Genomic DNA, 24,544 nt, shown 5'->3' with positions numbered 1-24,544 from the left:
ACGAAAATATAAAGGAAAATTATGAAAGAGATAATATGCAATTACGCTGAGAATGATTATGCCGTTCAGGACGCCATGATATGTTCTGGAGTTGGTGAACAACACCAGAAAAATTTTGGTGCAGTCAGCCCTCCGCTAGTAAAAACCAGTCTGTTTGTGCAGCAGAGCTATCAGCAATACTGTGATGATATGCAGCACGAAGCTGAACGTTACATCTATTCCCGGGGGCTTAACCCAACAACGGAACTGTTAGAACATAAACTGGCAGCGTTGGAGCGTGGCGCGGCCTGCAAAGTTTTTGGCTCGGGCATGGGCGCGATAAGCGCAACATTGTTTGGCCTGCTGAAAAGTGGTGACCATATTATTCTGGTGAATAATGTTTATGGTCCAACAGTTGTGCTGGTGAAGCAAATGCAACAACGATTTGGTATTGACTATGACATTGTTCTCAGTGGCGATGTCGAGGATATTCGGCAGAAAATAAAGCCGAATACTCGCATGATATACACGGAATCCCCAGGAACAATGACCATGCGAGTTGTGGATCTGCAGATGATAGCAGGGTTGGCGAAAGAGAATAATATTATTACTGCCATTGATAATACATGGGCTACGCCACTCTTCCAAAAGCCATTGACTCTTGGTTTCGATTTAGTGCTCCACTCTTGTACTAAATATATCGGCGGTCACAGTGATTTAACGGCGGGGGCTGTGGTAGGCGCAAAAGTCTATCTTGATATTATTCGTGATTTTTCACATCAGCTTCTTGGCGCAGTGCTGGCCCCGGATAGTGCATGGCTAGTGATTCGCGGTTTACGAACGTTGCCGCTGCGCATGAGACAACATCAGAATAATACCTATGCAATTCTTACTTTTCTCAATAGCAGAGCAGAGGTTGAGAATATCTGTCACCCTCTTATGGCTGATGCAAAACAACGTGAAATTGTTTCACAACAAATGTTTGGTACTTCTGGTCTCATTAGTTTTGAACTTAAAGATGGCAGTTTTGAAAAAGTTAAAGCCATTATTGATAGTTGTAGAATTTTCAAACCGGGGTGCAGTTGGGGGGGATATGAAAGCCTGATTATTTCTCCAAATCGCGGTTATAACCAGGATGTAATATGCAAAGATGGGATGGCACCTGGTTTAATTAGGATTTCAATTGGACAAGAATCTCCAGAGATGTTAATCGCGGACTTAGAGAATGCGTTTGATTCTATAAAAACATATTAATAGCGGGAAAATAACATGGTAAGCACAAATAAGCAACCGAGCTTTTATGCAGCATTGATGTTATTAGTGGCTATTTTCCTGGTTTTCTTTATAGGTATTGGGATTTTAAATTACCCAGTTGAATTTATCTTAATTGTTATTACGATTATTACAGGTTTTTTTGCCAGATACTATGGCGCGGGCTGGAAGGAAATTCTCCAGACTTTTATAGAAAAAATAAAAGATGCCGTCCCTGCAATGTTAATTCTACTGTCGATCGGTATGTTGATTGGATGCTGGATGGTTAGTGGTACCATTCCGTTAATGGTCTATTATGGCCTGGAAATTATCAACCCAGCTTACTTATATCTTACAGCTTTTTTAGTGACGGTTTGCATCTCGACATTTACAGGCACTTCATGGGGTTCCGCAGGAACAATTGGTGTGGCGTTGGTTGCCGTTGCTGCGGCGATGAATGTGTCATTGCCGATTACTGCTGGAGCCGTTATCTCCGGTGCCTATTTTGGTGATAAATTATCTCCTTTATCAGATACCACAAACATGGCCGCGTTAGCTGCGGGGGCTGAGCTTTATCAAAGTATTAGAAATATGTTGTATACATCGGTTCCTGCTTTTTTGTTTGCCTGCCTGGGGTTTTATATCGCGGGGTTAGATTTAAATGTGGTAAATTCAATCCAACTAGATACTATCCCGGTCATGAAAAAAGCGCTAAACTCATTATTCTGGCTTAACCCTTTATTAATATTACCGACATTGCTGGTCTTTATTGGTGCGATAAAAAAATGGGATACCATTATTGTTTTGATCGCATCTTCTTTTTTTGCTCTGGCAATATGCGCAATTTTTCAGCCGTTTACCATGATGGACCTTGTTCAAGCATCGATTAATGGCTTTAATACCAATATGATCAGCAATTTTTCAGATGTCGCGATGAATGAATCTACGACTAAAAATATTAATATATTGCTTAATCGTGGCGGTATGTATTCAATGGTTAGCCCAATTGTGGTTATGCTTTGTGCATTTATGTTCGCTTCGGCACTTGATGTTTCTGGTGGCCTTAATGTACTGCTTGGGCGACTGGTTCAGAAATTAAAAACGGTGACCAGTACTCTGTTGGCGACAATGTTCACAAGTTCTTTATTAGTTGCCTGCACTGGCAATGCAGTCATCAGTTTCTTTCTGGTGAAGAATATTTATGATCCTTGTTTTAAAAACAAAAAATTGCATATGGTTAATATGTCCCGATCAATGGAGTCTGGAGCCACGCTACTTGAAGGGCTTTTCCCTTGGACAATATCTGGTATGTTCATGGCGAAAACGCTGGGGGTGGCGACGCTGGATTATGCACCCTGGGTTTTGTTCAATTTAAGTTGCCTGGTTATGGCCGTATTCTTTGCCATTCTTGCCCGGTGGTCTAATTTTGGCACAAGATACGAAGAGCCAATATCCGCCGAGCAGGTACCTGTGCTGAGAGGTTAATGCAGTAAGCTACAAGTACAATCCTCATTACGATGAGGATTGTATGCTAATCACGCACTTGGGATTACCCCAGCGCCTGTACCGCTTTCTCCAGCGCGTAATGCAATAGCTGGCGGTCATGGCGGTAGGGAATGTCGCTGGCTTCCAGCACTTCCTGAATAACAACGCGGTCGGTAACGGTGGATACATCTACTTTCGGGCCCACAACCACCGCATCAATCACTTTCCTGCCAACGTACTGTTCAATGATTGCCAGCTTATCGTTAAGCGTCAGGCTGGCTGCTGGCAGGCTTAATTCACGACCCAGATTGCCGATGTAGACCATCGGGGCAGGTGTGCGACGTAATGCCTGCGCCAATTCGTCGAGTAGCAGGAGCGGCATCAGGCTGGTGTAAAAACTGCCGGGTCCGATCAAAATCAAATCCGCTTCGGCGATAGCTTCAACTGCCTCCCGCGTGGTGGGGACTTTTGGCGACAGCATCAGTTCCTGAGGCGGGATGGTGAGCTGATCGATATTCACTTCGCCATAGACTTCATGTCCCTGATCGTCGATAGCCATCAGGTCCACCGGCAGCTCCGACATCGGAATTAAATGCGCGTCAACTTTCAGCAGACTACGAATTAAATTGATGGCTTCCAGAGGCCGCACACTGAGGTGATCGAGCGCCTTTAACATCAGATTTCCGAGGTTATGCCCGGAAAGCTCACCATTACCGCCAAAACGATACTCAAACATGGCGGATGCAACGCTGGGTTGAGTAATTAACTGGTTCAGACAGTTACGCATGTCTCCCCAGGCAATTCCTCCTTCAGAGCGACGAATACGACCTGTCGACCCGCCGTTATCGGTCGTGGTGACAATCCCCGTCAGGCGTGAACCTAAAGGGGAAAGAGAGGAGAGAACGCGTCCCAGTCCATGCCCTCCGCCGAGAGCGACAACGCGGTCCAGATCTGCCAGCGTGCGAGTGCGCATATATTTTCCTGATATCAATTGATCGGCGCTACAGTAACGTAAATAGTGTGTTTTCAGCAATTATCCAGGCGGAATCTGGCGTAATTTTTTTCTGCGATCTACTCCTTTCTGACGAGATGCACCTGCCGGCAAGATGATGTATATCAATGCAAAACTGTGGTTTTTGCTTATTCTGTAGCGAAATTGCACGATCATGTCGCTATATATGTGTTTATACAGCGAAAGTGTACATGGCAAAAGCGTCATTTACACGCTAGTATCGGCATAACCACAATGTACTCTGAATAATTTGAGTTGCAGGAAGGCAGTGAGGGAGAAAATCCCCCGTAAGCGGACATAAGTACGTGACTGGGGTGAACGAATAAAGCCCACGCTTCTGCAATTTGAAGTATGACGAGAATAAACACTCTAGCCTCTGCACCTGGGTCAAATGATACGGTGCTTTGGCCGTGACAATACTTGAATAAGTTTGTCACCAGGGCGTAGGAAGAAATGACTACGTCTCCCGTATTTGGAAAGGTGTACATGGGCTCTCAACTTACCGATGCTTTCGCACGTAAGTTTTACTACTTACGTTTGTCGATTACCGATGTGTGTAACTTTCGTTGCACCTACTGTCTGCCGGATGGCTATAAGCCCGGCGGTGTCACCAATAACGGCTTTTTGACCGTTGATGAAATTCGCCGCGTCACGCGCGCGTTCGCCAGTCTGGGAACGGAAAAAGTGCGTCTGACAGGGGGCGAACCTTCATTGCGTCGCGACTTTACCGACATTATCGCCGCCGTGCGCGAAAACGATGCCATCCGTCAGATTGCGGTGACCACTAATGGTTATCGTCTGGCGCGTGATGCCGCTGCCTGGCGCGATGCCGGACTGACCGCACTTAACGTCAGCGTCGACAGCCTCGATGCCCGTCAGTTTCACGCCATTACCGGGCAGGACAAATTTCAGCAGGTGATGGCAGGCATTGACGCCGCCTTTGATGCGGGTTTTGAAAAAGTGAAAGTCAATACCGTGCTGATGCGCGACGTAAACCATCATCAACTGGACACCTTCCTGGCGTGGGTTCAGCCCCGTCCTATCCAACTACGCTTTATTGAACTGATGGAAACGGGCGAGGGCAGCTCTCTCTTCCGTAAACACCATATCTCAGGCCAGGTCCTGCGCGATGAGCTGCTGCGTCGCGGCTGGATCCACCAGATCCGACAGCGCAGCGACGGCCCGGCTCAGGTTTTCTGTCATCCTGACTATGCTGGTGAAATTGGTCTGATCATGCCTTATGAGAAAGACTTCTGCGCCACCTGCAACCGTCTGCGCGTTTCCTCTGTCGGCAAACTGCATCTGTGTTTATTTGGTGAAGGCGGCGTAAGCCTGCGTGATTTGCTTGAAGATGACGCTCAGCAGTCGGCGCTGGAAGAACGCATTTCAGCCGCGCTGCTGGAGAAAAAGCAGACTCATTTCCTGCATCAGAACAATACCGGTATTACGCAAAACTTATCTTACATTGGCGGCTGATCGCTAAAAGGAGTTTTTCATGAGTCAGGTAAGCGCTGAATTTATCCCGACACGCATCGCTATTCTTACTGTTTCCAACCGTCGCGGCGAAGAAGATGACACCTCCGGCCATTATCTGCGTGACTCGGCGCAAGAGGCGGGTCATCAGATTGTCGACAAGGCGATTGTCAAAGAGAACCGCTACGCCATTCGCGCCCAGGTTTCTGCATGGATTGCCAGTGAGGATGTGCAGGTTGTGCTCATTACAGGCGGCACGGGCTTAACCGAAGGGGACCAGGCGCCAGAAGCGCTGCAACCGCTGTTCGACAGAGAAGTCGAAGGGTTTGGTGAAGTATTTCGTATGCTGTCGTTTGAAGAGATTGGCACCGCGACGCTGCAATCCCGGGCGATTGCCGGAGTGGCCAACAAAACACTGATTTTCGCCATGCCGGGGTCGACTAAGGCGTGTCGTACCGCATGGGAAAATATCATTGCGCCGCAGCTCGATGCCCGTACGCGTCCGTGTAATTTCCACCCACATTTGAAGAAATAAGTATGTCGCAACTGACTCATATTAACGCTGCTGGCGAAGCGCATATGGTGGATGTCTCCGCCAAAGCGGAAACCGTACGCGAGGCGCGTGCAGAAGCATTCGTGACCATGCGTAGCGAAACGCTGGCGATGATTATCGACGGCAGCCACCATAAGGGCGACGTTTTCGCCACGGCGCGTATTGCCGGTATTCAGGCCGCCAAACGGACCTGGGAGCTTATCCCGCTGTGCCATCCGCTGATGTTGAGCAAGGTTGAAGTTAATCTGCACGCCGAGCCGGAACACAACCGCGTACGCATTGAAACGCTGTGTCGCCTGACCGGGAAAACCGGCGTCGAAATGGAAGCGTTAACGGCGGCCTCCGTGGCAGCGTTGACCATCTACGATATGTGCAAAGCGGTGCAAAAGGATATGGTGATTGGTCCGGTGCGTCTGCTGGCTAAAAGCGGCGGCAAATCGGGAGATTTTAAGGTGGATGCGCATGATTAAGGTTCTTTTCTTTGCTCAGGTACGGGAATTGGTGAACACGGATGCGATAGAAGTCGCCGCTGAGTTTGCAACGGTAGAAGCGCTGCGCCGGAGTCTTGCGGCAAAAAGCGATCGCTGGGCGTTGGCGCTGGAAGACGGCAAGCTGCTGGCCGCGGTAAACCAGACGCTGGTCAGTTTTGACCATCCCCTTAATGCGGGTGACGAAGTGGCTTTCTTCCCACCGGTAACCGGAGGCTAAGATGGCTGAAACGCGAATTGTTGTTGGTCATGCGCCGTTCAGCGTCGGGGATGAGTATCCCTGGCTGGCCGAACGCGATGAAGATGGCGCGGTGGTCACTTTCACCGGTAAAGTCCGCAATCACAATCTCGGCGATAGCGTGCAGGCGTTAACGCTGGAACACTATCCAGGAATGACCGAAAAAGCGCTGGCGGAGATTGTCGACGAAGCGCGTGCGCGCTGGCCGCTGGGACGAGTAACGGTCATTCATCGCATTGGCGAACTGTGGCCGGGTGACGAAATCGTTTTTGTTGGCGTGACCAGTGCGCATCGCAGCAGCGCGTTTGATGCCGGGCAGTTCATTATGGATTATCTGAAAACCCGCGCACCGTTCTGGAAGCGCGAGGCCACGCCAGAAGGTGAGCGTTGGGTTGATGCCCGCGACAGCGATAAGCTAGCAGCAAAACGCTGGTAGAGTACAATTGGTGTAGGCTCATACTGATTCAGGAGATTGTCATGGACCGATTCCCACGATCCGATTCTATTGTACAGGCCCGTTCCGGCCTGCAAACGTATATGGCGCAGGTGTACGGCTGGATGACCTGCGGACTGTTGCTGACGGCGTTTATCGCCTGGTATGCAGCAAATACGCCCGCGGTGATGATGTTTGTCTTCTCCAGCAAAATCACCTTCTTTGGACTGATCATCGCCCAGCTAGCGCTGGTGTTCGTCCTGTCCGGCATGGTGCAAAGGCTCAGCGCGGGAATGGCGACCACGCTGTTTATGCTCTATTCGGCATTAACCGGGCTGACGCTATCAAGCATTTTTATCGTCTATACCTACTCGTCTATCGCCAGCACCTTCGTGGTCACCGGCGGGATGTTCGGGATCATGAGTTTGTATGGCTACACCACCAAACGCGATCTCAGCGGTTTCGGCAATATGCTGTTTATGGCACTGATCGGTATTGTGCTGGCCTCACTGGTTAACTTCTGGCTGAAGAGCGAAGCGCTGATGTGGGCGGTGACCTATATTGGGGTGATTGTGTTTGTCGGCCTGACCGCTTATGACACGCAGAAGCTGAAAAACATCGGTGAGCAGATCGACCTGCGTGACAGCTCCAATCTGCGTAAATACGCAATTCTTGGGGCCTTAACGCTGTATCTGGACTTCATCAACCTGTTCCTGATGCTGCTGCGTATCTTCGGCAATCGTCGTTAATTCTCTGTTGCCGGATGGCGTAAGCCGCCATCCGGTGAATCATTTCGCCATCGCCTTCTCGTTTTTTACCCGCAACTTTTTCGCCCGACTCTCCAGCAGCAAATAGCACATCAGCGCCAGCAGCAGCGGAATAAAATAGTACAGCACGCGATACGCGAGCAGGGCGGCAATGATTGTCCCCTGAGAGGTGTTCTCTCCTGCCAGCAGCGCCATAAAGACCGCCTCCAGCACGCCAATCCCCGCCGGAATATGCACGATAACACCGGCAATACTGCTCACCAGCAGCACGCCCAGCACGAAGAAATAGTTGATATTCTGACCCAGCAACAGCCAGATAATCGCCCCCATTACCATCCAGTTAGTACCGGATATCGCCATTTGCGCGAGGGCAAATTTCCAAGAGGGCAGTACCAGTTTTTGGCCCTTGATGGTGATGTGGCGATGTTTCGCGAAAGCGCAAAACCACAGATAAACAACAATCATCAGCAGCAGCGCAATGCCTAAGAGGCGTAGCGTACCTTCATCGATATACCAGTGCGCGGGCAGTTCAACGACGCCGAAGGTGAAAATAAAACCGCCCAGCAGAATATAGCCCAGCCAGTTGGTGGTAATGCTCAGTGAAAAAATTCGCGTAATTGTGCTCCCCGGTAATCCGAGACGCGAGTAGAGACGATAACGCATCCCAATACCGCCCACCCATGTGCTTAACGTCAGGTTGAAGGCGTAACAGATAAACGACACCAGCATGACCTGGCGTTTTGCCAGCTTGTGCCCGCAGTAGTAGCGCCCGAGCAAGTCATAGCAGCCGTAAAGTAAATAACTGACGATCACCAGCCCTACGGCGCTGAGCAGGGCGCTCCGATTGTAATCGCGAATTACCGTCCATACTTCCTGCCAGTTGACCTTACTGGCATAAACGACCAGCAATACGATGACTGCAATAAAAAATAGCCATGTGAGGATCTTTTTCGCTAAGCGCCAGCGTCGGTGGTTTTTTGGCATCAGGTTTCCCCTCCTGCATCCTCAGTTGGAATACGATCCTGGGTTTCCAGAGTTGGCTGTGCGGGTGGTTCTACCTCGGCCAGATGCGGGGTATGCGCCGGTAGCCAGCCGACCAGCGCTGGGAAGTGGCGTAAAAAGTGGAAGGCCAACACGCTTTTGGTCAGGTTCCACCAGGTGCGTTTTGGCAGCATTGATTCATCAACTCGCTTGCAGTCCTGCGCAATAATGGGGTTCAGGTTGTCACGCAGGGTCTGGTTAAACGTGCGGTCATGAATAATAAGATTTGCCTCCAGATTGAGCGACAGACTGAGCGGGTCGAGATTGCTGGAACCTACCGTCGCCCAATGATCGTCCATCAGCGCGACTTTACCATGCAGGGGCTTACGCCGGTATTCATAGACATGGACGCCGCCTTTAACCAGATAGTTATACAGCAGGCGGGCACCCACTTTCACAATCGGCATATCCGGTTCACCCTGGACGATGAGTTTTACCCGAACACCGCGTCGCGCAGCTTTTCGTAGGGCATGCAGCAGGCGATAACCCGGAAAGAAATAGGCATTGGCAATGATCACTTCCCGCCGGGCCTGGGTCAGCATTTTCAAATAGTGGCGTTCAATATCATCGCGATGCTCTTCGTTATCGCGCCAGACAAACAGCGCCTGCGCTTCGCCAGGCCGATGATTCTCAATTGCCCGGTGATGACGTCGCCACCAGCGTCGTACGGCGCTCTGTCCCGGTAAGTTCTCCAGCACGAATTTCAGGATGTCGGCCACGACAGGACCTTCCACGCGAACGGCGTAATCCTGCTTGGCCTCGGGACCGTAATCAGACATGTGTTCAGCGGAATAATTGATGCCGCCGACAAAGGCAACACGGTCATCAATGACCACAATTTTGCGATGCATACGGCGAAAGAGATTGGTACGCATACCGAACAGACGCGGGCGCGGATCGTAGTAGCGGAAAACAACGCCAGCTACGGTCAACTCTTCGACAAAACTGTCGCTAAGATCCGGCGAGCCGTAACCGTCCAGCAGCACCTCTGCTTTGATTCCGCGCTGGGCGGCGCCGAGCAAGGCGGCATGCAGCTGTTTTCCGACCGCATCTTCAAACCAGATAAAGGTCTCAAGGATAATTTTTTGCTGTGCCTGTGCAATGGCGTCAAAGACGGCGGGATAGTATTGATCGCCATTTTCCAGCAGTTGAATTTGATTGCCTTCACGCCAGCCATTTTTCATAAACGAATCTCCGCACTCAGGGGGGCATGATCGGACAAATGTCGCCAGTGACGCAGCGCCAGCGTCGTTGGGGTACTGGCATTCGCGTTTTTCACATAGATCCTGTCCAGACGCAGCAGGGGAAACTGCACCGGAAACGTCCGCGCCGGGCGACCGTGGGCGCGGGTAAAAATCTCGTCAAGGCCGGCTCTGGCTTTCAACGGGTGATTGGCCGTTTGCCGCCAGTCGTTAAAATCTCCGGCGATCACCACGGGCTCCGCGTCGGGCAGGGCATTGACCCAGTCAGCCAGCATAGCGAGCTGGGCCTGACGGTGTGCTTCACGCAAACCGAGATGCACGCACATGACATGAATTGGGTGCGAGAGCATTGGCGGCACGATGCGGCAGTAGAGGACCCCGCGCTTTTCACTCGCGCCGACGGACACATCGCGATTTTCATAATGTTCAATGGGATAACGCGACAGCACCGCGTTACCGTGATGCCCTTGCGGGTACACGGCGTTACGCCCGTAGGCGAAGTCGCTCCACATGGTGTCCGCCAGAAATTCGTAGTGGGTGGTATCCGGCCAGTTCTCAATCTGCAGCGAGTGAGCATCGTGCGCGCCCATAACTTCCTGTAGGCACACAATGTCTGCACCGACCGTTCTGACAGCCTCCCGTAGCTCAGGCAAAATAAAACGCCGGTTGAAGGCGGTGAACCCTTTGTGAGTATTAATGGTGAGCACATTGAATGAAAATTGAACTCCCGATCCGCTCATGAGCCTCCCGTTGGCGTCACTTCCTAAATAAAATAGTGTAGTCGTCGTCACAAAAAGATGCGGTGTTGCGGAATTTTCCGTAAAGTCCGGTACTCTGAATAATTAGTTGAAAATCCTTCAGGAGAAAAGCCATGAGGTGGCAACAACGTGTTCGTGTCGCAACGGGTCTAAGTTGCTGGCAGATTGTGTTGCATTTACTGGTAGTGGCGTTGCTGGTAATGGGCTGGATGAGCGGTACGCTGGTGCGCGTCGGCCTGGGATTATGCGTCGTTTACGGCGTAACGGTTTTATTAATGCTGGCCTTGCAACGTCACCATGAACAGCGGTGGCGCGACGTAGCTGATGTGCTGGAAGAACTGACTACCACGTGGTATTTCGGTGCCGCGATGATCGTACTGTGGTTGCTGTCGCGCGTGCTGCAAAACAACGTCTTGCTGGCCCTGGCGGGGCTGGTGATCCTTGCCGGACCCGCCGTGGTCTCGCTGTTGGCGAAAGACAAAAAGCTACATCACCTTGCGTCTAAACATCGCATACGCCGCTGAGCCGGTCGTGGCCGCTATTACCAACAGCGGCCACAAACTTCCCCACACAATCTGCAGACTCGCATCCTTCAGGTAAATCTGTTTCGTGATGTCCGTAAAATGGCGGATTGGGTTTATCCACGTCAGATTCTGTAGCCAGACCGGCATATTTTCGACCGGCGATACGTAGCCTGAAAGTAAAATCGCCGGCATCATAAACACAAACACGCCGATAAACGCCTGCTGCTGGGTGGCGCACAGTGATGAAATCAGCAGACCAAAGCCGACCAGCGACAGCCCGTAAATCACCATCGTGAAATAGAACAGCCCCAGTGAACCGGCAAAGGGGATGTGATAAGCCCAGATGCCGATCGCCAGCACAATGGTGGCCTGAAACGTTGCCACAATTAACGCGGGCACCGCTTTACCGATGAATATCTGCCAGGTGGTAAGCGGGGAGACCAGCAGCTGATCCAGCGTGCCTTGCTCGCGCTCGCGGGCAACCGAGAGCGAAGTGACGATCATGACGCCGATGGTGGTGATCATGGCGATCAGCGACGGAACCACAAACCATTTGTAATCCAGATTCGGGTTATACCAGTTACGCACCACCAGCTCGCTGTTGTTCGGTTTCGGCTTGCCGTCCATCAGCTCCTGCTGATACTCCTTAACGATCTGCTGCAGATAATTCGCGGCAATTTGCGCACTGTTAGAGTTACGCCCGTCGAGAATAATCTGCATGGGAGCCTGCTGGAAGGTATCCAGATTACGCGAAAAGTTGGCCGGGAAGCGCACCAGCAACAGGGCTTTTTGCGTGTCGATGGTGGGCTGGATCTCCTGCGGGCTTTTCAGCAGCAGAACGTGCGTAAAGGCGCTGGCGCGAGCGAAGCGCTGGGTTAGTTCCACCGAATGTTTACCGTTGTCTTCGTTATAGATAGCGATAGTGGCGTTGGTGACTTCCAGCGTGGCCGCGAACGGGAACAGAATAACCTGAATCAGTACCGGTAAAATCAGAATGGCTCGCGTCTGCGGTTCACGTAACAGTGATTGCAGCTCTTTACGAATTAATGTCCATAAGCGATGAAACATGCCCGTCCCCTTAATCCAGCCGACGTTTGGTTTTAAGCCACGTCAGGCCAATAAACATCACCGCCGAAGCGATTAAAAACAGCACGTTGATAATCAGCACCACCGGAATATTTCCCGCCAGAAACAGGCTTTGTAGGGTGCTGACGAAATAACGAGCCGGAATAATATAGGTTACTGCCCGGATAATCGCCGGCATGCTGTCTATCTGGAAGATAAAACCCGATAGCATAATCGAGGGCAGGAAGGCGGCGTTTAGCGCGACCTGCGCGGCGTTAAACTGATTGCGGGTGATGGTGGAGATAAGCAACCCCATGCCGAGCGTGCTGAGCAGAAACAGACTGGTAATGAAAAACAGGATCAGCAACGAACCGCGATAAGGCACGCCGAGAATAAACACCGACACCAGCATACACAGCAGCATCGCCAGCATGCCCAGAAAGTAATAGGGGATCAGTTTGCACAGCAGCAGTTCGACGCGGGTGACTTCGGTAGACAACAGCGCTTCCATGGTTCCGCGCTCCCATTCGCGCGCCACCACTAATGAGGTGAGGATAGCGCCAATAACCGTCATGATGATGGTTACCGCCCCGGGAATAATAAAATGTTGGCTGATGGCCGCCGGGTTAAACCAGTAGCGGGTCTGCACGTCGATCAAAGGTTCAAATGATTCTCCGCGATCTTCCGCCCGCTGTTGTTGCCAAATCTGCCAGATGCCTTCGACATAACCCTGTACAAAGTTAGCGGTATTCGGTTCACTGCCGTCGGTGATCACCTGGATCGGCGCCACGTCGTTGGGTCGCGCCATCTGCTGGGCGAAATCCACCGGGATCACCACCAGCCCGCGAATGCGCCCGGCCTGCATTTTCTCAATCAATTCCTGACGGTTATCGCTGATGGTGGCGTCAATATACGGTGAACCGGTCATGGTATGGGTAAAATCCAGCGCCTCTTCGCTTTGCTGTTCGAGCAGAATCCCTACCCGCAGCTTGCTGGAGTCGAGGTTGATCCCGTAGCCGAAGATAAACAGCAGCAGCAGCGGGATCACCACCGCAATCAGCCAACTGCTGGGATCGCGGACGATCTGACGCGTCTCTTTCACGCACAGCGCGCGTACGCGACGCCAAGAAAGAATGGAGTTACTCATGCGTATGCTCCTTATCCCAGTCATTGATTAGCGTGATAAACGCCTGTTCCATGGTCGGGTCTGGCGTCTCACTGTCAGCAGCCTGAGCTTTCAGGTCGTCCGGCGTACCGCTGGCAATCAGTTTTCCGCGATACACCAGCCCGATGCGATCGCAGTATTCTGCCTCATCCATAAAGTGGGTGGTCACCATCACCGTGACGCCTTTTTCCACCATGCTGTTGATATGTAACCAGAACTCCCGACGGGTGAGAGGATCGACCCCGGAAGTGGGTTCATCGAGGAACAGAATGTCGGGTTCATGCATCAGCGAACAGGCCAGCGCCAGGCGCTGTTTAAAGCCCAGCGGCAGTTCGTCGGTGGCGTGGGAGGCGATACTCTTCAGGCCGAATGCCTCGCTCATCCGCTCGATTTTCTCCTTCTGCGCCCGACCGCGCAGGCCGTAGACGCCGGAGAAAAAGCGCAGATTCTGTTCAACCGTCAGGTTGCCATACAGGGAGAATTTCTGCGCCATATAGCCCAGATGCTGGCGCGCTTTACCGGAGCTGACTTTCAGGTCCATGTCCAGCACCAGCGCTTTACCCGAGGTGGGGACCAGCAGGCCGCACATCATTTTAAAGGTAGTGGATTTGCCCGCGCCGTTGGGTCCTAACAAACCAAAAATCTCGCCGCGCTGCACGGCAAAGTCTACGTGGTCGGTAGCGGCAAAATCGCCAAATTTTTTGGTCAGCGCTTTGGCTTCGATCACCGTTTCACCTGGCGTGCCTTCCACGGTATGCAGGATAGCGCCCAGCGGTGACTCCGATGTTCCGGCCCCGCCGAGTAAATCGATAAAGGCATCCTCGAAGCGGGGGGCGGTTTCGTTGATGGTTATCTCCGGCATGCCGTCAGCGTTTTGAATCTGCTGGGCCGTCGCTTCTTTTTTCAGGATTAAGCGGACGGATTTCCCCTGAATCATCCCGTCGCTAACCTGCGGCAGTTTTAACGTGCGTTGCAGCAGTCGGCGGTTATTTTCCTGCGAACTGCTCATCAGGAAGCTGCGACCCGACATGGTTTGCGTAAGCTGAGTGGGATCGCCCTGATACAGCAATTCACCTTCGTTCATCAGCAGCACATCACGGCATTGTTCAGCTTCATCCAGATACGAAGTGCTCCAGAGGATCAGCATGCCGTCCCCGGCCAGCTCATGAACCATTTGCCACAGTTCGCGACGGGAAATAGGGTCGACGCCCACGCCAGGCTCATCCAGCAGTAACACGCTGGGTTCACCGACCAGCGTACAGGCAAGTCCGAGCTTCTGTTTCATGCCGCCGGAAAGCTTGCCGGCCAGTCGTCCGGTAAACGGCCCCAGCGAGGTAAATTCCAGTAGTCGGGCAAAGGTTTTTTCTCGCGCTTCACCGGTAACGCTACGTAAATCTGCATAGAGATTGAGGTTCTCCATGACGGTCAAATCTTCATACAGACCAAATTTCTGCGGCATGTAACCCAGTACCGCATGCAGCGCGCTGTCGTCTTTGATGGGATCAAAACCAATTACCGTTGCGCTACCGGCGTCGGGTTTCAACAGCCCTGCCAGCATTCGCATCAGCGTGGTTTTGCCAGCACCATCCGGCCCGACCAGCCCGGTCACGTAGCCCGCATGAACGGTACAGTCGAGCGGGGCGACGGCCGGTTTATCCATTCCGGCAAAGTTTTTCGTCAGTCCATTCAGCGTAATGACGGCGTCATTCATGCCGTGCCTCATCGCTGAACTTTATCGTTACCGGCATTCCCTGGCGCAGCGCATCGTCCGCGTCGGTCACCACAATACGCAGGCGATAAACCAGGTCGGTGCGCAGGTCAGGGGTCTCGACTGTTTTTGGGGTAAACTCGGCGGTGGGCGACACGAAGCCGATTTTACCGTGATACGGTTTGTCCGGACGGCCATCGGTGTAAAGCAGGATTTCGCGTCCTGGCTGCGCCTGGCTCAGATTTCGTTCGTCAACGTAGGCGCGAACCCATACCGGACGCGTGAGTGACAGCGTCAGTACCGCGCCCCCTTCGTTCAACATGCTGCCGGGTTCGACCGCACGGGTGAGTAACGTGCCGTCAGACGGCGAGGTCAGCGTGGTGTCATGCAAATTAAGCTCTGCCTGGGCCAGCTCGGCCTGAGCTTGTTCGAGCGTGGCTTTCGCCTGCTCGATGTCCTGCACACGATTACCGCTGCGGTATTGGCTGAGTTTATCCTGTGCGGATTTCAGAGAGGCCAGCGCCTGATCGCGTGATGAACGGGCGTTTTCCAGATCGTTGGCGGAGATAGTGCGGCTTTTCCACAATCCTACCTGCCGATTGTAAAAGTTTTGCGCGTAATCATAGGCTGCCTGCGCCTGTTTGACTGCCGCTGCGGTTTGCGCGATCTCCTCTTCACGATACCCTGCCAGCATCAGATCGTATTGCGCCTGCGCGGCGGCAACATTCGCTTTTGCCTGCATTAATGCGTTTTCGTACGGCGCACGGTCCAGTTCGCCCAGCACCTGACCGGCGGTAATGGCATCGCCTTCGTCAACCGCCAGCGAGGCCAGCCTGCCGCCGACGCGAAAACTCAGGTTGACGCTACGGATATCGACATTGCCGTACAGCGTCAGACCGTTATCTTGCCGACTTTGATACCACCACGTTCCACCGGCAATCACGGCAACGAGGGCCGCGATGACCAGCCCGAGAACGACAGGTTTTTTCATGACTCCAGACTCCTTTGCGTTAAACCTTGCAGAATAAGATCGATGTGACAGGTGATCGTTTGGTCAATCAGCGCGGTTTTATCCTCATCAAATTGTGACCAGCCCGTACGCAACAGAATGGTTTCTTTCCCCAGACGAAAGGCCAGTACCTCGCCGAGTAGGGCGTGGGTGTGCAGGATCATTTGGGTATCGTTGGCATCGCCGCCGGTATAGGCAGCAATCAGGCGCGTCAGGTGAGTATGCAGCGGATTGATAACCTGGTCGTGCACCAGTTGATAAGCCGCGGTGGGTGAAAGCTGTTCGCGCGAAATAAATTTGCTCAGGTTAACGGTATCGTCCTGGGTTAACAGCATGATCATATTTTTGCAGGCGCGGAGGATCAGTTCGCGCATCGCGCCACGATCCGGTTCCGGCTGAGCAAACAGACGCTCGGCTTCTTCAGCGTGCGGGCGAAACTGTGAGCCGATAAAATCCGCAATCCACTGGGCGCAGGCGAGATATAAATCCTCTTTTGAGCCAAAATAGTAGGTGATAGCAGCAATATTTTGCCCGGCCTGCGCGGCGATATCGCGAGTAGTGGCGTGCAGACCATACTCGCCAAACTGTGCCAGCGCGGCGGCAATGAGCTGATTTTTCGCCTGTTCACCTTTGGTTGTCATGGTGGGTGTATTCATAGCACGACTCAGATCTTAATCAATCGATTGATTAAGATTATGACTGATGTGTAACCTTGTCCAGTCCGGACCGTTATTTTTCAGCGCAGGGATAATTTATGCGGCACATCACAAAAACTGCTACACTCCGCCCCTTCATGACATTGTGGTTTTTGTCATCTTTATTATATGTATCTCCCTGAAAACGACACCGGTAACGGTCAGGGTGGTTCGGAGTTGTTATGTCTTTTGATTCCCTTGGTTTAAACCCTGATATTTTACGTGCCGTTGCCGAGCAGGGTTACCGTGAACCTACCCCTATTCAGCAGCAGGCGATCCCTGCCGTGCTGGAAGGCCGCGATCTGATGGCTAGCGCCCAGACCGGTACGGGGAAAACGGCAGGTTTTACCCTGCCGCTGTTACAGCACCTGATTACCCATCAGCCGCATGGGAAAAGCCGTCGTCCGGTGCGTGCGCTGATCCTTACGCCAACCCGCGAACTGGCGGCCCAGATTGGCGAAAACGTACGTGATTACAGTAAGTATCTGAATATTCGCTCGCTGGTGGTCTTCGGCGGCGTGAGCATTAACCCACAGATGATGAAGCTGCGCGGCGGTGTGGATGTGCTGATCGCCACGCCTGGTCGTTTGCTCGATCTGGAACACCAGAATGCGGTGAAACTGGATCAGGTTGAGATTCTGGTACTGGATGAAGCTGACCGCATGCTGGATATGGGCTTTATTCATGATATCCGTCGCGTTCTGGCGAAACTGCCGGCAAAACGCCAGAACCTGCTGTTCTCAGCAACGTTCTCTGATGATATTAAGTCGCTGGCCGAAAAGCTGCTGCACAATCCGCTGGAAATCGAAGTGGCGCGCCGTAATACCGCGTCAGAGCAGGTGACTCAGCACGTTCATTTCGTTGATAAAAAGCGTAAACGTGAACTGTTGTCGCAGATGATCGGTCAGGGCAACTGGCAGCAGGTGCTGGTGTTTACCCGTACCAAACATGGTGCGAACCATCTGGCGGAACAGCTGAATAAAGACGGCATTCGCAGCGCGGCGATCCACGGTAATAAATCTCAGGGGGCGCGTACGCGTGCGCTGGCTGATTTTAAATCCGGTGATATTCGTGTGCTGGTGGCAACCGATATTGCCGCGCGCGGTCTGGATATTGAAGAGCTGCCGCACGTGGTGAACTACGAGCTGCCAAACGTCCCGGAAGATTATGTGCACCGTATTGGTCGTACCGGTCGTGCGGCCGCTACCGGCGAAGCGTTGTCTCTGGTGTGCGTCGATGAACACAAGCTGCTGCGTGACATCGAGAAGCTGCTGAAAAAAGAGATCCCGCGAATTGCGATGCCAGGCTACGAGCCAGACCCGTCCATCAAAGCCGAGCCGATCCAGAATGGTCGCCAGCAGCGTGGCGGCGGTGGTCGCGGTCAGGGTGGAGCAGGGCGTGGTCAGCAGCCGCGTCGTCAGGATGGCGGTGCGCCAAAAGCGAAACCGCGTAGCGGCGAAGGCAAACCGGCGGGCGATAAGCCTCGTCCACCGCGCCGTCCGCGCAAACCGTCTACAGCGCAGTAATTGCGAGCCCGGCCGAAAGGTCGGGCTTTTCTTTTTGCGACACGTATCAGAAAGTGCCACAATAGTGGCTGTTTATACAGTATTTCAGGTTTTCTCATGGCACTAACGGCTGCGCTAAAAGCGCAAATTGCCGCCTGGTATAAGGCGCTTCAGGAACAGATCCCCGACTTTATTCCCCGTGCGCCCCAGCGGCAGATGATTGCTGACGTCGCGAAAACGCTCACCGGGGAAGAAGGGCGGCATCTGGCAATTGAAGCGCCGACCGGGGTGGGGAAAACGCTGTCGTACCTGATTCCCGGTATTGCCATAGCGCGTGAAGAACAAAAAACGCTGGTGGTCAGTACCGCCAACGTTGCTTTACAGGATCAGATCTACAGCAAAGATTTACCGCTGCTGCGCAAAATTATTCCCGATCTGCGTTTTACCGCCGCGTTTGGTCGCGGGCGTTATGTCTGCCCGCGTAATTTAGCGGCGCTGGCCAGTAGCGAACCCAATCAGCAGGATCTGTTGGCCTTTCTCGACGATGACCTGACGCCCAACAACCAGGAAGAACAAAAGCGCTGCGCCAGGCTAAAAGGCGATCTCGACAGCTACAAGTGGGACGGGCTGCGCGATCACACGGATATCGCTATCGACGACGGACTCTGGCAGCGCCTGAGCACTGATAAAGCCAGCTGTTTGAATCGTAACTGTCACTACTATCGTGAATGCCCCTTTTTTGTCGCCCGCCGTGAGATTCAGGAAGCCGAAGTGGTGGTGGCTAACCACGCGCTGGTGATGGCGGCCATGGAAAGCGAAGCTGTTTTGCCGGAGCCGAAGAACCTGCTGCTGGTCCTTGATGAAGGTCACCATTTGCCGGACGTCGCGCGCGATGCGCTGGAGATGAGCGCAGAAATCAGCGCCCCCTGGTATCGGCTGCAGTTGGATCTGTTTTGCAAATTAGTGGCCACCTGCCTGGAACAGTTTCGTCCAAAAACCACGCCGCCGCTGGCGAATGCCGAGCGTCTGAACGGTCACTGTGAGGAACTGTATGAGCTGATTTCATCGCTCAATAACATTCTTAATCTGTACATGCCTGCGACCCAGGAGGCGGAACACCGCTTCGCAATGGGCGAACTGCCTGCGGAAGTGATGGAGATTTGTCAGCGTCTGGCGAAGCTAACAGAAATGCTGCGCGGTCTGGCGGAACTGTTCCTCAACGATCTCAGCGAAAAAACCGGCACCCACGATATTGTGCGTCTGCATAGGGTTATTTTGCAGATGAATCGGGCTTTGGGCATGTTTGAGGCGCAAAGCAAACTGTGGCGGCTGGCTTCGCTCGCGCAGTCGTCAGGCGCGCCGGTGAGTAAATGGGCGACGCGCGAAGTGCGTGACGGGCAGATCCACGTCTGGTTCCACTGTGTGGGGATCCGCGTGAGCGATCAGCTTGAACGACTGCTGTGGCGCAGCGTACCGCATATTATCGTGACCTCTGCCACGCTGCGTTCGCTCAACAGCTTCTCGCGTTTGCAGGAGATGAGCGGGCTGAAAGAAAAAGCAGGGGACCGGTTTATCGCGCTGGATTCACCGTTTAATCACGTTGAGCAAGGCAAAATCGTCATTCCGCAGATGCGCTACGAACCGTCAATTGATAACGAAGAGCAGCATATCGCGGAAATGGCCGCCTATTTCCGCGAACAGCTGGAAAGTAAAAAGCATCAGGGCATGCTGGTACTCTTTGCTAGCGGTCGGGCAATGCAGCGTTTTCTTGAGCACGTTACCGATCTGCGTCTGCTGTTGCTGGTACAAGGCGACCAGCCGCGCTATCGACTGGTGGAGCTGCACCGCAAGCGGGTGACCAACGGCGAGCGTAGCGTACTGATCGGGCTGCAATCTTTTGCCGAAGGTCTGGATTTGAAAGGCGACTTGCTGACCCAGGTGCATATTCACAAAATTGCTTTTCCGCCTATCGACAGCCCGGTGGTGATCACCGAGGGCGAGTGGCTGAAAAGCCTGAACCGCTACCCCTTTGAGGTGCAGAGCTTGCCCGCGGCGTCATTCAATTTGATCCAGCAGGTTGGGCGACTCATTCGTAGCCACGGCTGCTGGGGAGAAGTGGTTATTTATGACAAGCGTTTATTGACCAAAAGCTATGGCAAGCGTTTACTGAACGCATTACCCATATTTCCGATAGAGCAACCTGCTGTGCCAGACGTTATAGTAAAACCAAAAGAAAAAGCGAAACCCACGCGTCGCCGTCGGCGTTAACGATGCGAGCAACAGGCAAGGAGTTATCGATGGATTACCGCAAAATCATCAAAGAGATTGGGCGAGGAAAAAATCACGCGCGTGACCTGGATAAGGATACTGCTCGCGGACTGTATACCCATATGATGAACGGCGAGGTGCCCGATCTTGAGATGGGCGGTGTACTGATTGCGCTGCGCATTAAAGGCGAAGGCGAAGCGGAGATGCTGGGCTTTTACGAAGCGATGCAGAACCACACCATTCGCCTGACTCCGCCAGTGGCCAAACCCATGCCGATTGTCATTCCCAGCTACAATGGCGCGCGCAAGCAGGCAAATTTGACTCCGCTGCTGGCGATTTTACTGCATAAACTTGGCTTCCCGGTGGTGGTGCACGGTGTCAGCGAGGATCCAACCCGCGTGCTGACTGAAACCATTTTTGAACTGATGGGGATTGCGCCGACGCTGCATGCCGGGCAGGCGCAGGCAAAGCTGGATGGTCATGAGCCGGTGTTTATCCCGGTGAGTGCGCTGTGTCCTCCGCTGGAAAAACAGCTGGCGATGCGCTGGCGAATGGGCGTGCGTAACAGTGCGCATACACTGGCTAAATTAGCCACGCCGTTTGCCGAAGATGCCGCGCTGCGTCTTTCCAGCGTTTCCCACCCGGAATACGTATCGCGCGTGGCGAAATTTTTCGGCGATATCGGTGGGCGTGCCCTGTTGATGCACGGTACCGAGGGTGAAGTGTACGCCAACCCGCAGCGCTGCCCGCAGATAAGCCTGATAGATTCGTCCGGCGTGCGAGTGCTACAGGACCGGCAGAGCGAGATGCCCGATGAGCCGGTCCCACTGCCGGTGGCTAAAGACCCGGAAACTACCGCGCGCTGGATTGAGCGTTGTCTGGCGGGCAGTGAGCCTGTTCCGGCATCGCTGAAGATCCAGATGGCCTGCTGCCTGGTAGCAACCGGTGAATCCGCGACGCTGGCTGAAGGACTTGACCGCGTCGAGCAAAGCTTCTGATTTTTCTTTCTCCCGACGGGTCATTTGCCTGGCCCGTCGCTTCACGCCTTCCGGCAACGTGAAATTTCTGCACGTTTATTGATCTCCTGAGCGCTGTGGCGCAGCATAGTTTGTTGAAAAATAAGAAACACAATCAACACGCGACACAACAGGAGATAACAATGAACAGTGGACATCGCTTCCATGTGCCAACGCTGCACGCCTTTATCCAGGCCGTTTTTCACCAGATGGGAAGCAATGAGCTGGAGGCGCGGCTGGTGGCCGATCATCTGATAGCCTCTAACCTCGCCGGCCACGACTCCCACGGTATCGGCATGATCCCAAGCTATATTCGCTCATTTTCGCAGGGACACCTGCAGATCAACCGCCATGCCAAAGTGGTCAACGATGCGGGAGCGGTGATTACGCTTGACGGCGACTGCGCATTTGGTCAGGTGGCGGCCCACGAGGCAATTACGCTTGGGATCGAAAAAGCGCGCCAGTACGGTATCGCTGCTGTGGCATTACATAATTCGCACCATATTGGACGCATTGGCTACTGGGCGGAGCAATGTGCGGCGGCGGGTTTTGTTTCGGTGCACTTTGTGAATGTGGTAGGGATCCCGATGGTCGCACCGTTTCATGGCCGCGATAGTCGATTTGGCACCAACCCCTTCTGCGTGGTGTTCCCGCGTAAAAATACGTTCCCGTTGTTGCTGGACTATGCAACCAGCGCCATCGCGTTTGGCAAAACCCGTGTGGCATGGCACAAGGGCGAGCCGGTGGCTCCGGGATGTCTGATTGATGCTAATGGGGTACCCACAACCGATCCCGCCGTAATGCAGGTCTCTCCGCTGGGGTCGTTGCTGACCTTCGCCCAACACAAAGGTTATGCGCTGGCGGCAATGTGCGAAATTATGGGGGGAGCGCTTTCTGGTGGTAAAACCACACATGAAGAGAGCCTGCAGACCAGCGCGGATGCCATCATTAACTGTATGACGACCATCATTATGAATCCGGAACTGTTTGGCGCGCCGGACTGCGACAACCAGGTCGCGGCCTTTGCTAAGTGGGTGAAAGCGTCCCCCCATGCTGAAGATGCCCCGATCCTGTTGCCAGGGGAGTGGGAGGTGAATACTCGTGAAGAACGGCTGGAGCAAGGTATTCCGCTGGATGCCGGAAGCTGGCAGGCGATTTGCGAGGCGGCGTTGCAAATAGGGATGCCAGACGCCGTGTTGCAGGAATTCCGTCAAAGACTGGAACACTAAGCAAAAAAAAGCCCGTCCAGTGGCGGACGGGCAAACAAAGGGTAACAAACAGGGTCAATGAGGGTTGGAGCATTGGGTCGTACAGGTAATCTTTCGGTTATTTATAGATAACCGCGGTGCCGCTCATTTTGTCTTTGCCGATAGCGGAAGTGATGCTGTAACCCGTTGCACCAGCAGCAGTCGCTTTTTCAGCCAGTTTTGCTTCCAGGCCGTCCAGCGTGGTGGCGCCGTCAGCAGATACCACACCAATTTTGTTCATGCTTTGCGCCTGAGTAGAGGAAACTGGCTCGGCAGCGAAAACGCCAAATGACAGGGTAGACAGAGCGATGGCGGCAACAGCAAATTTGATATTTTTCATGATTAATTTCTCGCAGGTTTGTTCTGTTAGTCAGTGTTCTTTAAGAAGACGTTGTTTCGTCGATGTGAGAAGTATCACGTTTTTTTATGCGAGATAAAATCGAATAGAATTGACGACATCAATCAAAAAAATTGAATGACAAATAACTTATTGAATATTAATAAATTCGAAAGAGGGATTTACAGTTCTTGTCATTGCGCTTTACAGAGAAACCGACAACGGCACATTTTGCTACACAGAGTGCAAAAAAGCGTGCTCGTAAAGGAAATCGTATGTGCTGAAACTTTCGGTAAAGATAAGTCAACGTAGCTGGCTGTCTTTCGAACCTCTGCGATTATATCCTGAAAATGCTGCACTATGTGAATCTTTATCCTGCTGGCATGTGATGCACAAGCGTACGCCGGGCACGGCCTCCCGTCTGGCCTGAGAGATTGGATTGCCACATTCTTCGCATTCATACAGACTTTCCCCCGTCGGTAACTCACCGCGGGCGCGGGCAACAGCATCTTCAATAGTATTGTTGATCTGTTCGTTAACAGCGTCGTCATTTGCCCATCCGGATGCCATACCTACCTCCTGCTGATGTCTACAGAATAAGTATAGCGAATGTGATGGCTGAAAAACGACCACGTGTCAGCGGTATCAGATTTCAGACCATTCGCGCAGCAGGTTATGGTAGAGATTGAGAAGCGACAGGATCTCGCTACTCTCCCCATGACGTGTCTTCAGGGACTGGATGTTTTTATCCAGTTCAAAAAGCATGGCGCGATTTTTGTCGTCCCGGATCATCGACTGGATCCACATAAAGGATGCCACCCGAACCCCACGGGTCACCGGCGTAACGCAGTGCAGGCTGCTGGAAGGGTAAAGTACCAGATCGCCTGCCGGAAGTTTTACCGCATGCTGGCCGTAGGTGTCATTGACCAGCAGCTCTCCTCCCTCATAATCGTCGGGATTACTCAGGAATAAGGTGGCGGAAAGATCTGTGCGCATCCAGCCGTTTTCCGGATGACTACGCACCGCGCCGTCAACGTGAAAACCGTAGGTCTCGTTGTCCTGGTAGCGATTGAACAGCGGTGTGGAGAGCGTTTTCGGTAATGCAGCGGCGAAGAATAACGCGCTGTTGTTCACCGCGTTTTGTACCGCCTGTTGTAAAACGCCGTAACGCTCACTTTGCGTATTCACCTGCTGGTTGTTTTTAACCTGCGCGCCCTGAGCGCCGGTGGTTGCGCGGCCATCAACCCAGTCGGCAGCGTCCAGTTGTTCGCGAAACCAGGCGACATCCTGCGCCGACAGAATGCCGGGAATGTGATACATCATCA

Annotated in this window: 25 protein-coding genes and 1 riboswitch; of the genes, 13 read left to right on the top strand and 12 right to left on the bottom strand. The window is 52.9% G+C overall.

Annotated elements, in window-relative coordinates:
• Positions 1 to 21 precede the first annotated feature (21 nt).
• On the top strand, positions 22 to 1,233 hold the full coding sequence (locus HV345_RS15895; RefSeq protein WP_181628926.1) for a PLP-dependent aspartate aminotransferase family protein: 1,212 nt from the start codon (positions 22 to 24) through the stop codon (positions 1,231 to 1,233).
• 15 nt (positions 1,234 to 1,248) lie between these two features.
• Positions 1,249 to 2,715: a Na+/H+ antiporter NhaC gene (gene nhaC, locus HV345_RS15890; protein ID WP_049043054.1), complete on the top strand. Its 1,467-nt coding sequence runs from the start codon at positions 1,249 to 1,251 to the stop codon at positions 2,713 to 2,715.
• Positions 2,716 to 2,779: 64 nt separating this feature from the next.
• Here the strand turns inward: nhaC and yvcK are convergent, their stop codons facing one another.
• A complete protein-coding gene (yvcK, locus tag HV345_RS15885; RefSeq protein ID WP_016152345.1) occupies positions 2,780 to 3,688 on the bottom strand; it encodes a uridine diphosphate-N-acetylglucosamine-binding protein YvcK in 909 nt (302 codons plus the stop codon).
• A gap of 392 nt (positions 3,689 to 4,080) precedes the next feature.
• A riboswitch (molybdenum cofactor riboswitch) is annotated at positions 4,081 to 4,226 on the top strand.
• On the opposite strand from yvcK, the gene moaA reads away from it, so the two are divergent.
• The 6 genes from moaA to HV345_RS15855 all read left to right on the top strand — a co-directional run bounded on the left by moaA (position 4,214) and on the right by HV345_RS15855 (position 7,661).
• Positions 4,214 to 5,203, top strand: a complete 990-nt coding sequence (moaA, locus tag HV345_RS15880) for a GTP 3',8-cyclase MoaA (RefSeq protein WP_065554855.1) — start codon at positions 4,214 to 4,216, stop codon at positions 5,201 to 5,203. (Overlaps the previous riboswitch by 13 nt.)
• A 19-nt stretch (positions 5,204 to 5,222) precedes the next feature.
• The gene (gene moaB, locus HV345_RS15875) at positions 5,223 to 5,735 is read left to right on the top strand and encodes a molybdenum cofactor biosynthesis protein B (protein ID WP_016152347.1); all 513 of its coding nucleotides are present in this window, start codon (positions 5,223 to 5,225) and stop codon (positions 5,733 to 5,735) included.
• A gap of 2 nt (positions 5,736 to 5,737) precedes the next feature.
• Positions 5,738 to 6,223: a cyclic pyranopterin monophosphate synthase MoaC gene (moaC, locus tag HV345_RS15870; protein WP_149381123.1), complete on the top strand. Its 486-nt coding sequence runs from the start codon at positions 5,738 to 5,740 to the stop codon at positions 6,221 to 6,223.
• On the top strand, positions 6,216 to 6,461 hold the full coding sequence (gene moaD, locus HV345_RS15865) for a molybdopterin synthase sulfur carrier subunit (protein WP_016152348.1): 246 nt from the start codon (positions 6,216 to 6,218) through the stop codon (positions 6,459 to 6,461). The genes moaC and moaD overlap by 8 nt, the downstream gene beginning before the upstream one ends.
• 1 nt (position 6,462) lies before the next feature.
• On the top strand, positions 6,463 to 6,915 hold the full coding sequence (gene moaE / locus HV345_RS15860; protein WP_046274634.1) for a molybdopterin synthase catalytic subunit MoaE: 453 nt from the start codon (positions 6,463 to 6,465) through the stop codon (positions 6,913 to 6,915).
• A 41-nt stretch (positions 6,916 to 6,956) separates the two neighbouring features.
• On the top strand, positions 6,957 to 7,661 hold the full coding sequence (locus HV345_RS15855) for a Bax inhibitor-1/YccA family protein (protein ID WP_003831536.1): 705 nt from the start codon (positions 6,957 to 6,959) through the stop codon (positions 7,659 to 7,661).
• Positions 7,662 to 7,700: 39 nt separating this feature from the next.
• Here HV345_RS15855 and HV345_RS15850 read toward each other — a convergent pair whose 3' ends face one another.
• The 3 genes from HV345_RS15850 to HV345_RS15840 are packed head-to-tail and all read right to left on the bottom strand — an operon-like array spanning position 7,701 to position 10,662.
• Positions 7,701 to 8,663, bottom strand: a complete 963-nt coding sequence (locus HV345_RS15850; RefSeq protein ID WP_181635793.1) for a YbhN family protein — start codon at positions 8,661 to 8,663, stop codon at positions 7,701 to 7,703.
• Entirely contained in the window at positions 8,663 to 9,904 is a 1,242-nt protein-coding gene (gene clsB, locus HV345_RS15845) for a cardiolipin synthase ClsB (RefSeq protein ID WP_181635792.1), read from the bottom strand. The genes HV345_RS15850 and clsB overlap by 1 nt, the downstream gene beginning before the upstream one ends.
• Positions 9,901 to 10,662, bottom strand: coding sequence for an endonuclease/exonuclease/phosphatase family protein (locus tag HV345_RS15840; protein ID WP_181635791.1), 762 nt, complete (start codon positions 10,660 to 10,662; stop codon positions 9,901 to 9,903). Before HV345_RS15840 ends, clsB begins: the two co-directional genes overlap by 4 nt.
• Positions 10,663 to 10,793: 131 nt before the next feature.
• Here HV345_RS15840 and HV345_RS15835 point away from each other — a divergent pair, with 131 nt between their 5' ends.
• The gene (locus tag HV345_RS15835) at positions 10,794 to 11,204 is read left to right on the top strand and encodes a YbhQ family protein (protein ID WP_016152353.1); all 411 of its coding nucleotides are present in this window, start codon (positions 10,794 to 10,796) and stop codon (positions 11,202 to 11,204) included.
• Here HV345_RS15835 and HV345_RS15830 read toward each other — a convergent pair.
• Genes HV345_RS15830 through cecR form a run of 5 tightly spaced genes read right to left on the bottom strand, consistent with a single transcriptional unit; the run spans position 11,166 to position 16,807 of the window.
• Positions 11,166 to 12,272, bottom strand: coding sequence for an ABC transporter permease (locus HV345_RS15830; RefSeq protein WP_008784194.1), 1,107 nt, complete (start codon positions 12,270 to 12,272; stop codon positions 11,166 to 11,168). The genes HV345_RS15835 and HV345_RS15830 overlap by 39 nt on opposite strands.
• A 10-nt stretch (positions 12,273 to 12,282) precedes the next feature.
• The gene (locus tag HV345_RS15825; protein ID WP_016152355.1) at positions 12,283 to 13,416 is read right to left on the bottom strand and encodes an ABC transporter permease; all 1,134 of its coding nucleotides are present in this window, start codon (positions 13,414 to 13,416) and stop codon (positions 12,283 to 12,285) included.
• Positions 13,409 to 15,145, bottom strand: coding sequence for an ATP-binding cassette domain-containing protein (locus HV345_RS15820; protein ID WP_016152356.1), 1,737 nt, complete (start codon positions 15,143 to 15,145; stop codon positions 13,409 to 13,411). The genes HV345_RS15825 and HV345_RS15820 overlap by 8 nt, the downstream gene beginning before the upstream one ends.
• Positions 15,138 to 16,133 (bottom strand): secretion protein HlyD, encoded by a 996-nt coding sequence (gene hlyD, locus HV345_RS15815; RefSeq protein WP_181635790.1) that lies wholly within the window; start codon positions 16,131 to 16,133, stop codon positions 15,138 to 15,140. The genes HV345_RS15820 and hlyD overlap by 8 nt, the downstream gene beginning before the upstream one ends.
• A complete protein-coding gene (gene cecR / locus HV345_RS15810; protein WP_016152358.1) occupies positions 16,130 to 16,807 on the bottom strand; it encodes a transcriptional regulator CecR in 678 nt (225 codons plus the stop codon). Before cecR ends, hlyD begins: the two co-directional genes overlap by 4 nt.
• 221 nt (positions 16,808 to 17,028) lie before the next feature.
• Between cecR and rhlE the strand changes: the two genes are divergently transcribed.
• From rhlE to HV345_RS15790, 4 genes are all read left to right on the top strand, one after another.
• Positions 17,029 to 18,372 carry an ATP-dependent RNA helicase RhlE gene (gene rhlE, locus HV345_RS15805; protein ID WP_047415258.1) on the top strand — a complete coding sequence of 448 codons (1,344 nt, stop codon included), beginning with the start codon at positions 17,029 to 17,031 and terminating at the stop codon, positions 18,370 to 18,372.
• 96 nt (positions 18,373 to 18,468) lie between these two features.
• Positions 18,469 to 20,619 (top strand): ATP-dependent DNA helicase DinG, encoded by a 2,151-nt coding sequence (dinG, locus tag HV345_RS15800; protein ID WP_046274637.1) that lies wholly within the window; start codon positions 18,469 to 18,471, stop codon positions 20,617 to 20,619.
• 29 nt (positions 20,620 to 20,648) lie between these two features.
• The gene (gene ybiB, locus HV345_RS15795; protein ID WP_046274638.1) at positions 20,649 to 21,617 is read left to right on the top strand and encodes a DNA-binding protein YbiB; all 969 of its coding nucleotides are present in this window, start codon (positions 20,649 to 20,651) and stop codon (positions 21,615 to 21,617) included.
• Between the two features lie 161 nt (positions 21,618 to 21,778).
• Positions 21,779 to 22,864, top strand: coding sequence for a malate/lactate/ureidoglycolate dehydrogenase (locus HV345_RS15790; protein ID WP_046274639.1), 1,086 nt, complete (start codon positions 21,779 to 21,781; stop codon positions 22,862 to 22,864).
• Positions 22,865 to 22,961: 97 nt separating this feature from the next.
• Here the strand turns inward: HV345_RS15790 and ybiJ are convergent, their stop codons facing one another.
• The 3 genes from ybiJ to ybiX all read right to left on the bottom strand — a co-directional run bounded on the left by ybiJ (position 22,962) and on the right by ybiX (position 24,542).
• A complete protein-coding gene (gene ybiJ / locus HV345_RS15785; protein ID WP_181628916.1) occupies positions 22,962 to 23,222 on the bottom strand; it encodes a DUF1471 family protein YbiJ in 261 nt (86 codons plus the stop codon).
• 300 nt (positions 23,223 to 23,522) lie between these two features.
• Positions 23,523 to 23,789: a DksA/TraR family C4-type zinc finger protein gene (locus HV345_RS15780; RefSeq protein WP_181635789.1), complete on the bottom strand. Its 267-nt coding sequence runs from the start codon at positions 23,787 to 23,789 to the stop codon at positions 23,523 to 23,525.
• A 75-nt stretch (positions 23,790 to 23,864) separates the two neighbouring features.
• Positions 23,865 to 24,542 (bottom strand): PKHD-type hydroxylase YbiX, encoded by a 678-nt coding sequence (ybiX, locus tag HV345_RS15775; RefSeq protein ID WP_016152365.1) that lies wholly within the window; start codon positions 24,540 to 24,542, stop codon positions 23,865 to 23,867.
• Positions 24,543 to 24,544 lie beyond the last annotated feature (2 nt).

It is taken from the genome of Citrobacter sp. RHBSTW-00986 (assembly GCF_013783065.1).
GTDB classification, from domain to species: domain Bacteria; phylum Pseudomonadota; class Gammaproteobacteria; order Enterobacterales; family Enterobacteriaceae; genus Citrobacter; species Citrobacter braakii.
This window is presented reverse-complemented; position numbering and strand designations above follow the sequence as displayed.

Excerpts from the sequence above, each read along its gene's own strand:
- HV345_RS15895 (WP_181628926.1), top strand. The coding sequence starts at position 22 with ATGAAAGAGATAATATGCAATTACGCTGAGAATGATTATGCCGTTCAG.
- nhaC (WP_049043054.1), top strand. The coding sequence starts at position 1,249 with ATGGTAAGCACAAATAAGCAACCGAGCTTTTATGCAGCATTGATGTTA.
- yvcK (WP_016152345.1), bottom strand. The coding sequence starts at position 3,688 with ATGCGCACTCGCACGCTGGCAGATCTGGACCGCGTTGTCGCTCTCGGC.
- moaA (WP_065554855.1), top strand. The coding sequence starts at position 4,214 with ATGGGCTCTCAACTTACCGATGCTTTCGCACGTAAGTTTTACTACTTA.
- moaB (WP_016152347.1), top strand. The coding sequence starts at position 5,223 with ATGAGTCAGGTAAGCGCTGAATTTATCCCGACACGCATCGCTATTCTT.
- moaC (WP_149381123.1), top strand. The coding sequence starts at position 5,738 with ATGTCGCAACTGACTCATATTAACGCTGCTGGCGAAGCGCATATGGTG.
- moaD (WP_016152348.1), top strand. The coding sequence starts at position 6,216 with ATGATTAAGGTTCTTTTCTTTGCTCAGGTACGGGAATTGGTGAACACG.
- moaE (WP_046274634.1), top strand. The coding sequence starts at position 6,463 with ATGGCTGAAACGCGAATTGTTGTTGGTCATGCGCCGTTCAGCGTCGGG.
- HV345_RS15855 (WP_003831536.1), top strand. The coding sequence starts at position 6,957 with ATGGACCGATTCCCACGATCCGATTCTATTGTACAGGCCCGTTCCGGC.
- HV345_RS15850 (WP_181635793.1), bottom strand. The coding sequence starts at position 8,663 with ATGCCAAAAAACCACCGACGCTGGCGCTTAGCGAAAAAGATCCTCACA.
- clsB (WP_181635792.1), bottom strand. The coding sequence starts at position 9,904 with ATGAAAAATGGCTGGCGTGAAGGCAATCAAATTCAACTGCTGGAAAAT.
- HV345_RS15840 (WP_181635791.1), bottom strand. The coding sequence starts at position 10,662 with ATGAGCGGATCGGGAGTTCAATTTTCATTCAATGTGCTCACCATTAAT.
- HV345_RS15835 (WP_016152353.1), top strand. The coding sequence starts at position 10,794 with ATGAGGTGGCAACAACGTGTTCGTGTCGCAACGGGTCTAAGTTGCTGG.
- HV345_RS15830 (WP_008784194.1), bottom strand. The coding sequence starts at position 12,272 with ATGTTTCATCGCTTATGGACATTAATTCGTAAAGAGCTGCAATCACTG.
- HV345_RS15825 (WP_016152355.1), bottom strand. The coding sequence starts at position 13,416 with ATGAGTAACTCCATTCTTTCTTGGCGTCGCGTACGCGCGCTGTGCGTG.
- HV345_RS15820 (WP_016152356.1), bottom strand. The coding sequence starts at position 15,145 with ATGAATGACGCCGTCATTACGCTGAATGGACTGACGAAAAACTTTGCC.
- hlyD (WP_181635790.1), bottom strand. The coding sequence starts at position 16,133 with ATGAAAAAACCTGTCGTTCTCGGGCTGGTCATCGCGGCCCTCGTTGCC.
- cecR (WP_016152358.1), bottom strand. The coding sequence starts at position 16,807 with ATGAATACACCCACCATGACAACCAAAGGTGAACAGGCGAAAAATCAG.
- rhlE (WP_047415258.1), top strand. The coding sequence starts at position 17,029 with ATGTCTTTTGATTCCCTTGGTTTAAACCCTGATATTTTACGTGCCGTT.
- dinG (WP_046274637.1), top strand. The coding sequence starts at position 18,469 with ATGGCACTAACGGCTGCGCTAAAAGCGCAAATTGCCGCCTGGTATAAG.
- ybiB (WP_046274638.1), top strand. The coding sequence starts at position 20,649 with ATGGATTACCGCAAAATCATCAAAGAGATTGGGCGAGGAAAAAATCAC.
- HV345_RS15790 (WP_046274639.1), top strand. The coding sequence starts at position 21,779 with ATGAACAGTGGACATCGCTTCCATGTGCCAACGCTGCACGCCTTTATC.
- ybiJ (WP_181628916.1), bottom strand. The coding sequence starts at position 23,222 with ATGAAAAATATCAAATTTGCTGTTGCCGCCATCGCTCTGTCTACCCTG.
- HV345_RS15780 (WP_181635789.1), bottom strand. The coding sequence starts at position 23,789 with ATGGCATCCGGATGGGCAAATGACGACGCTGTTAACGAACAGATCAAC.
- ybiX (WP_016152365.1), bottom strand. The coding sequence starts at position 24,542 with ATGATGTATCACATTCCCGGCATTCTGTCGGCGCAGGATGTCGCCTGG.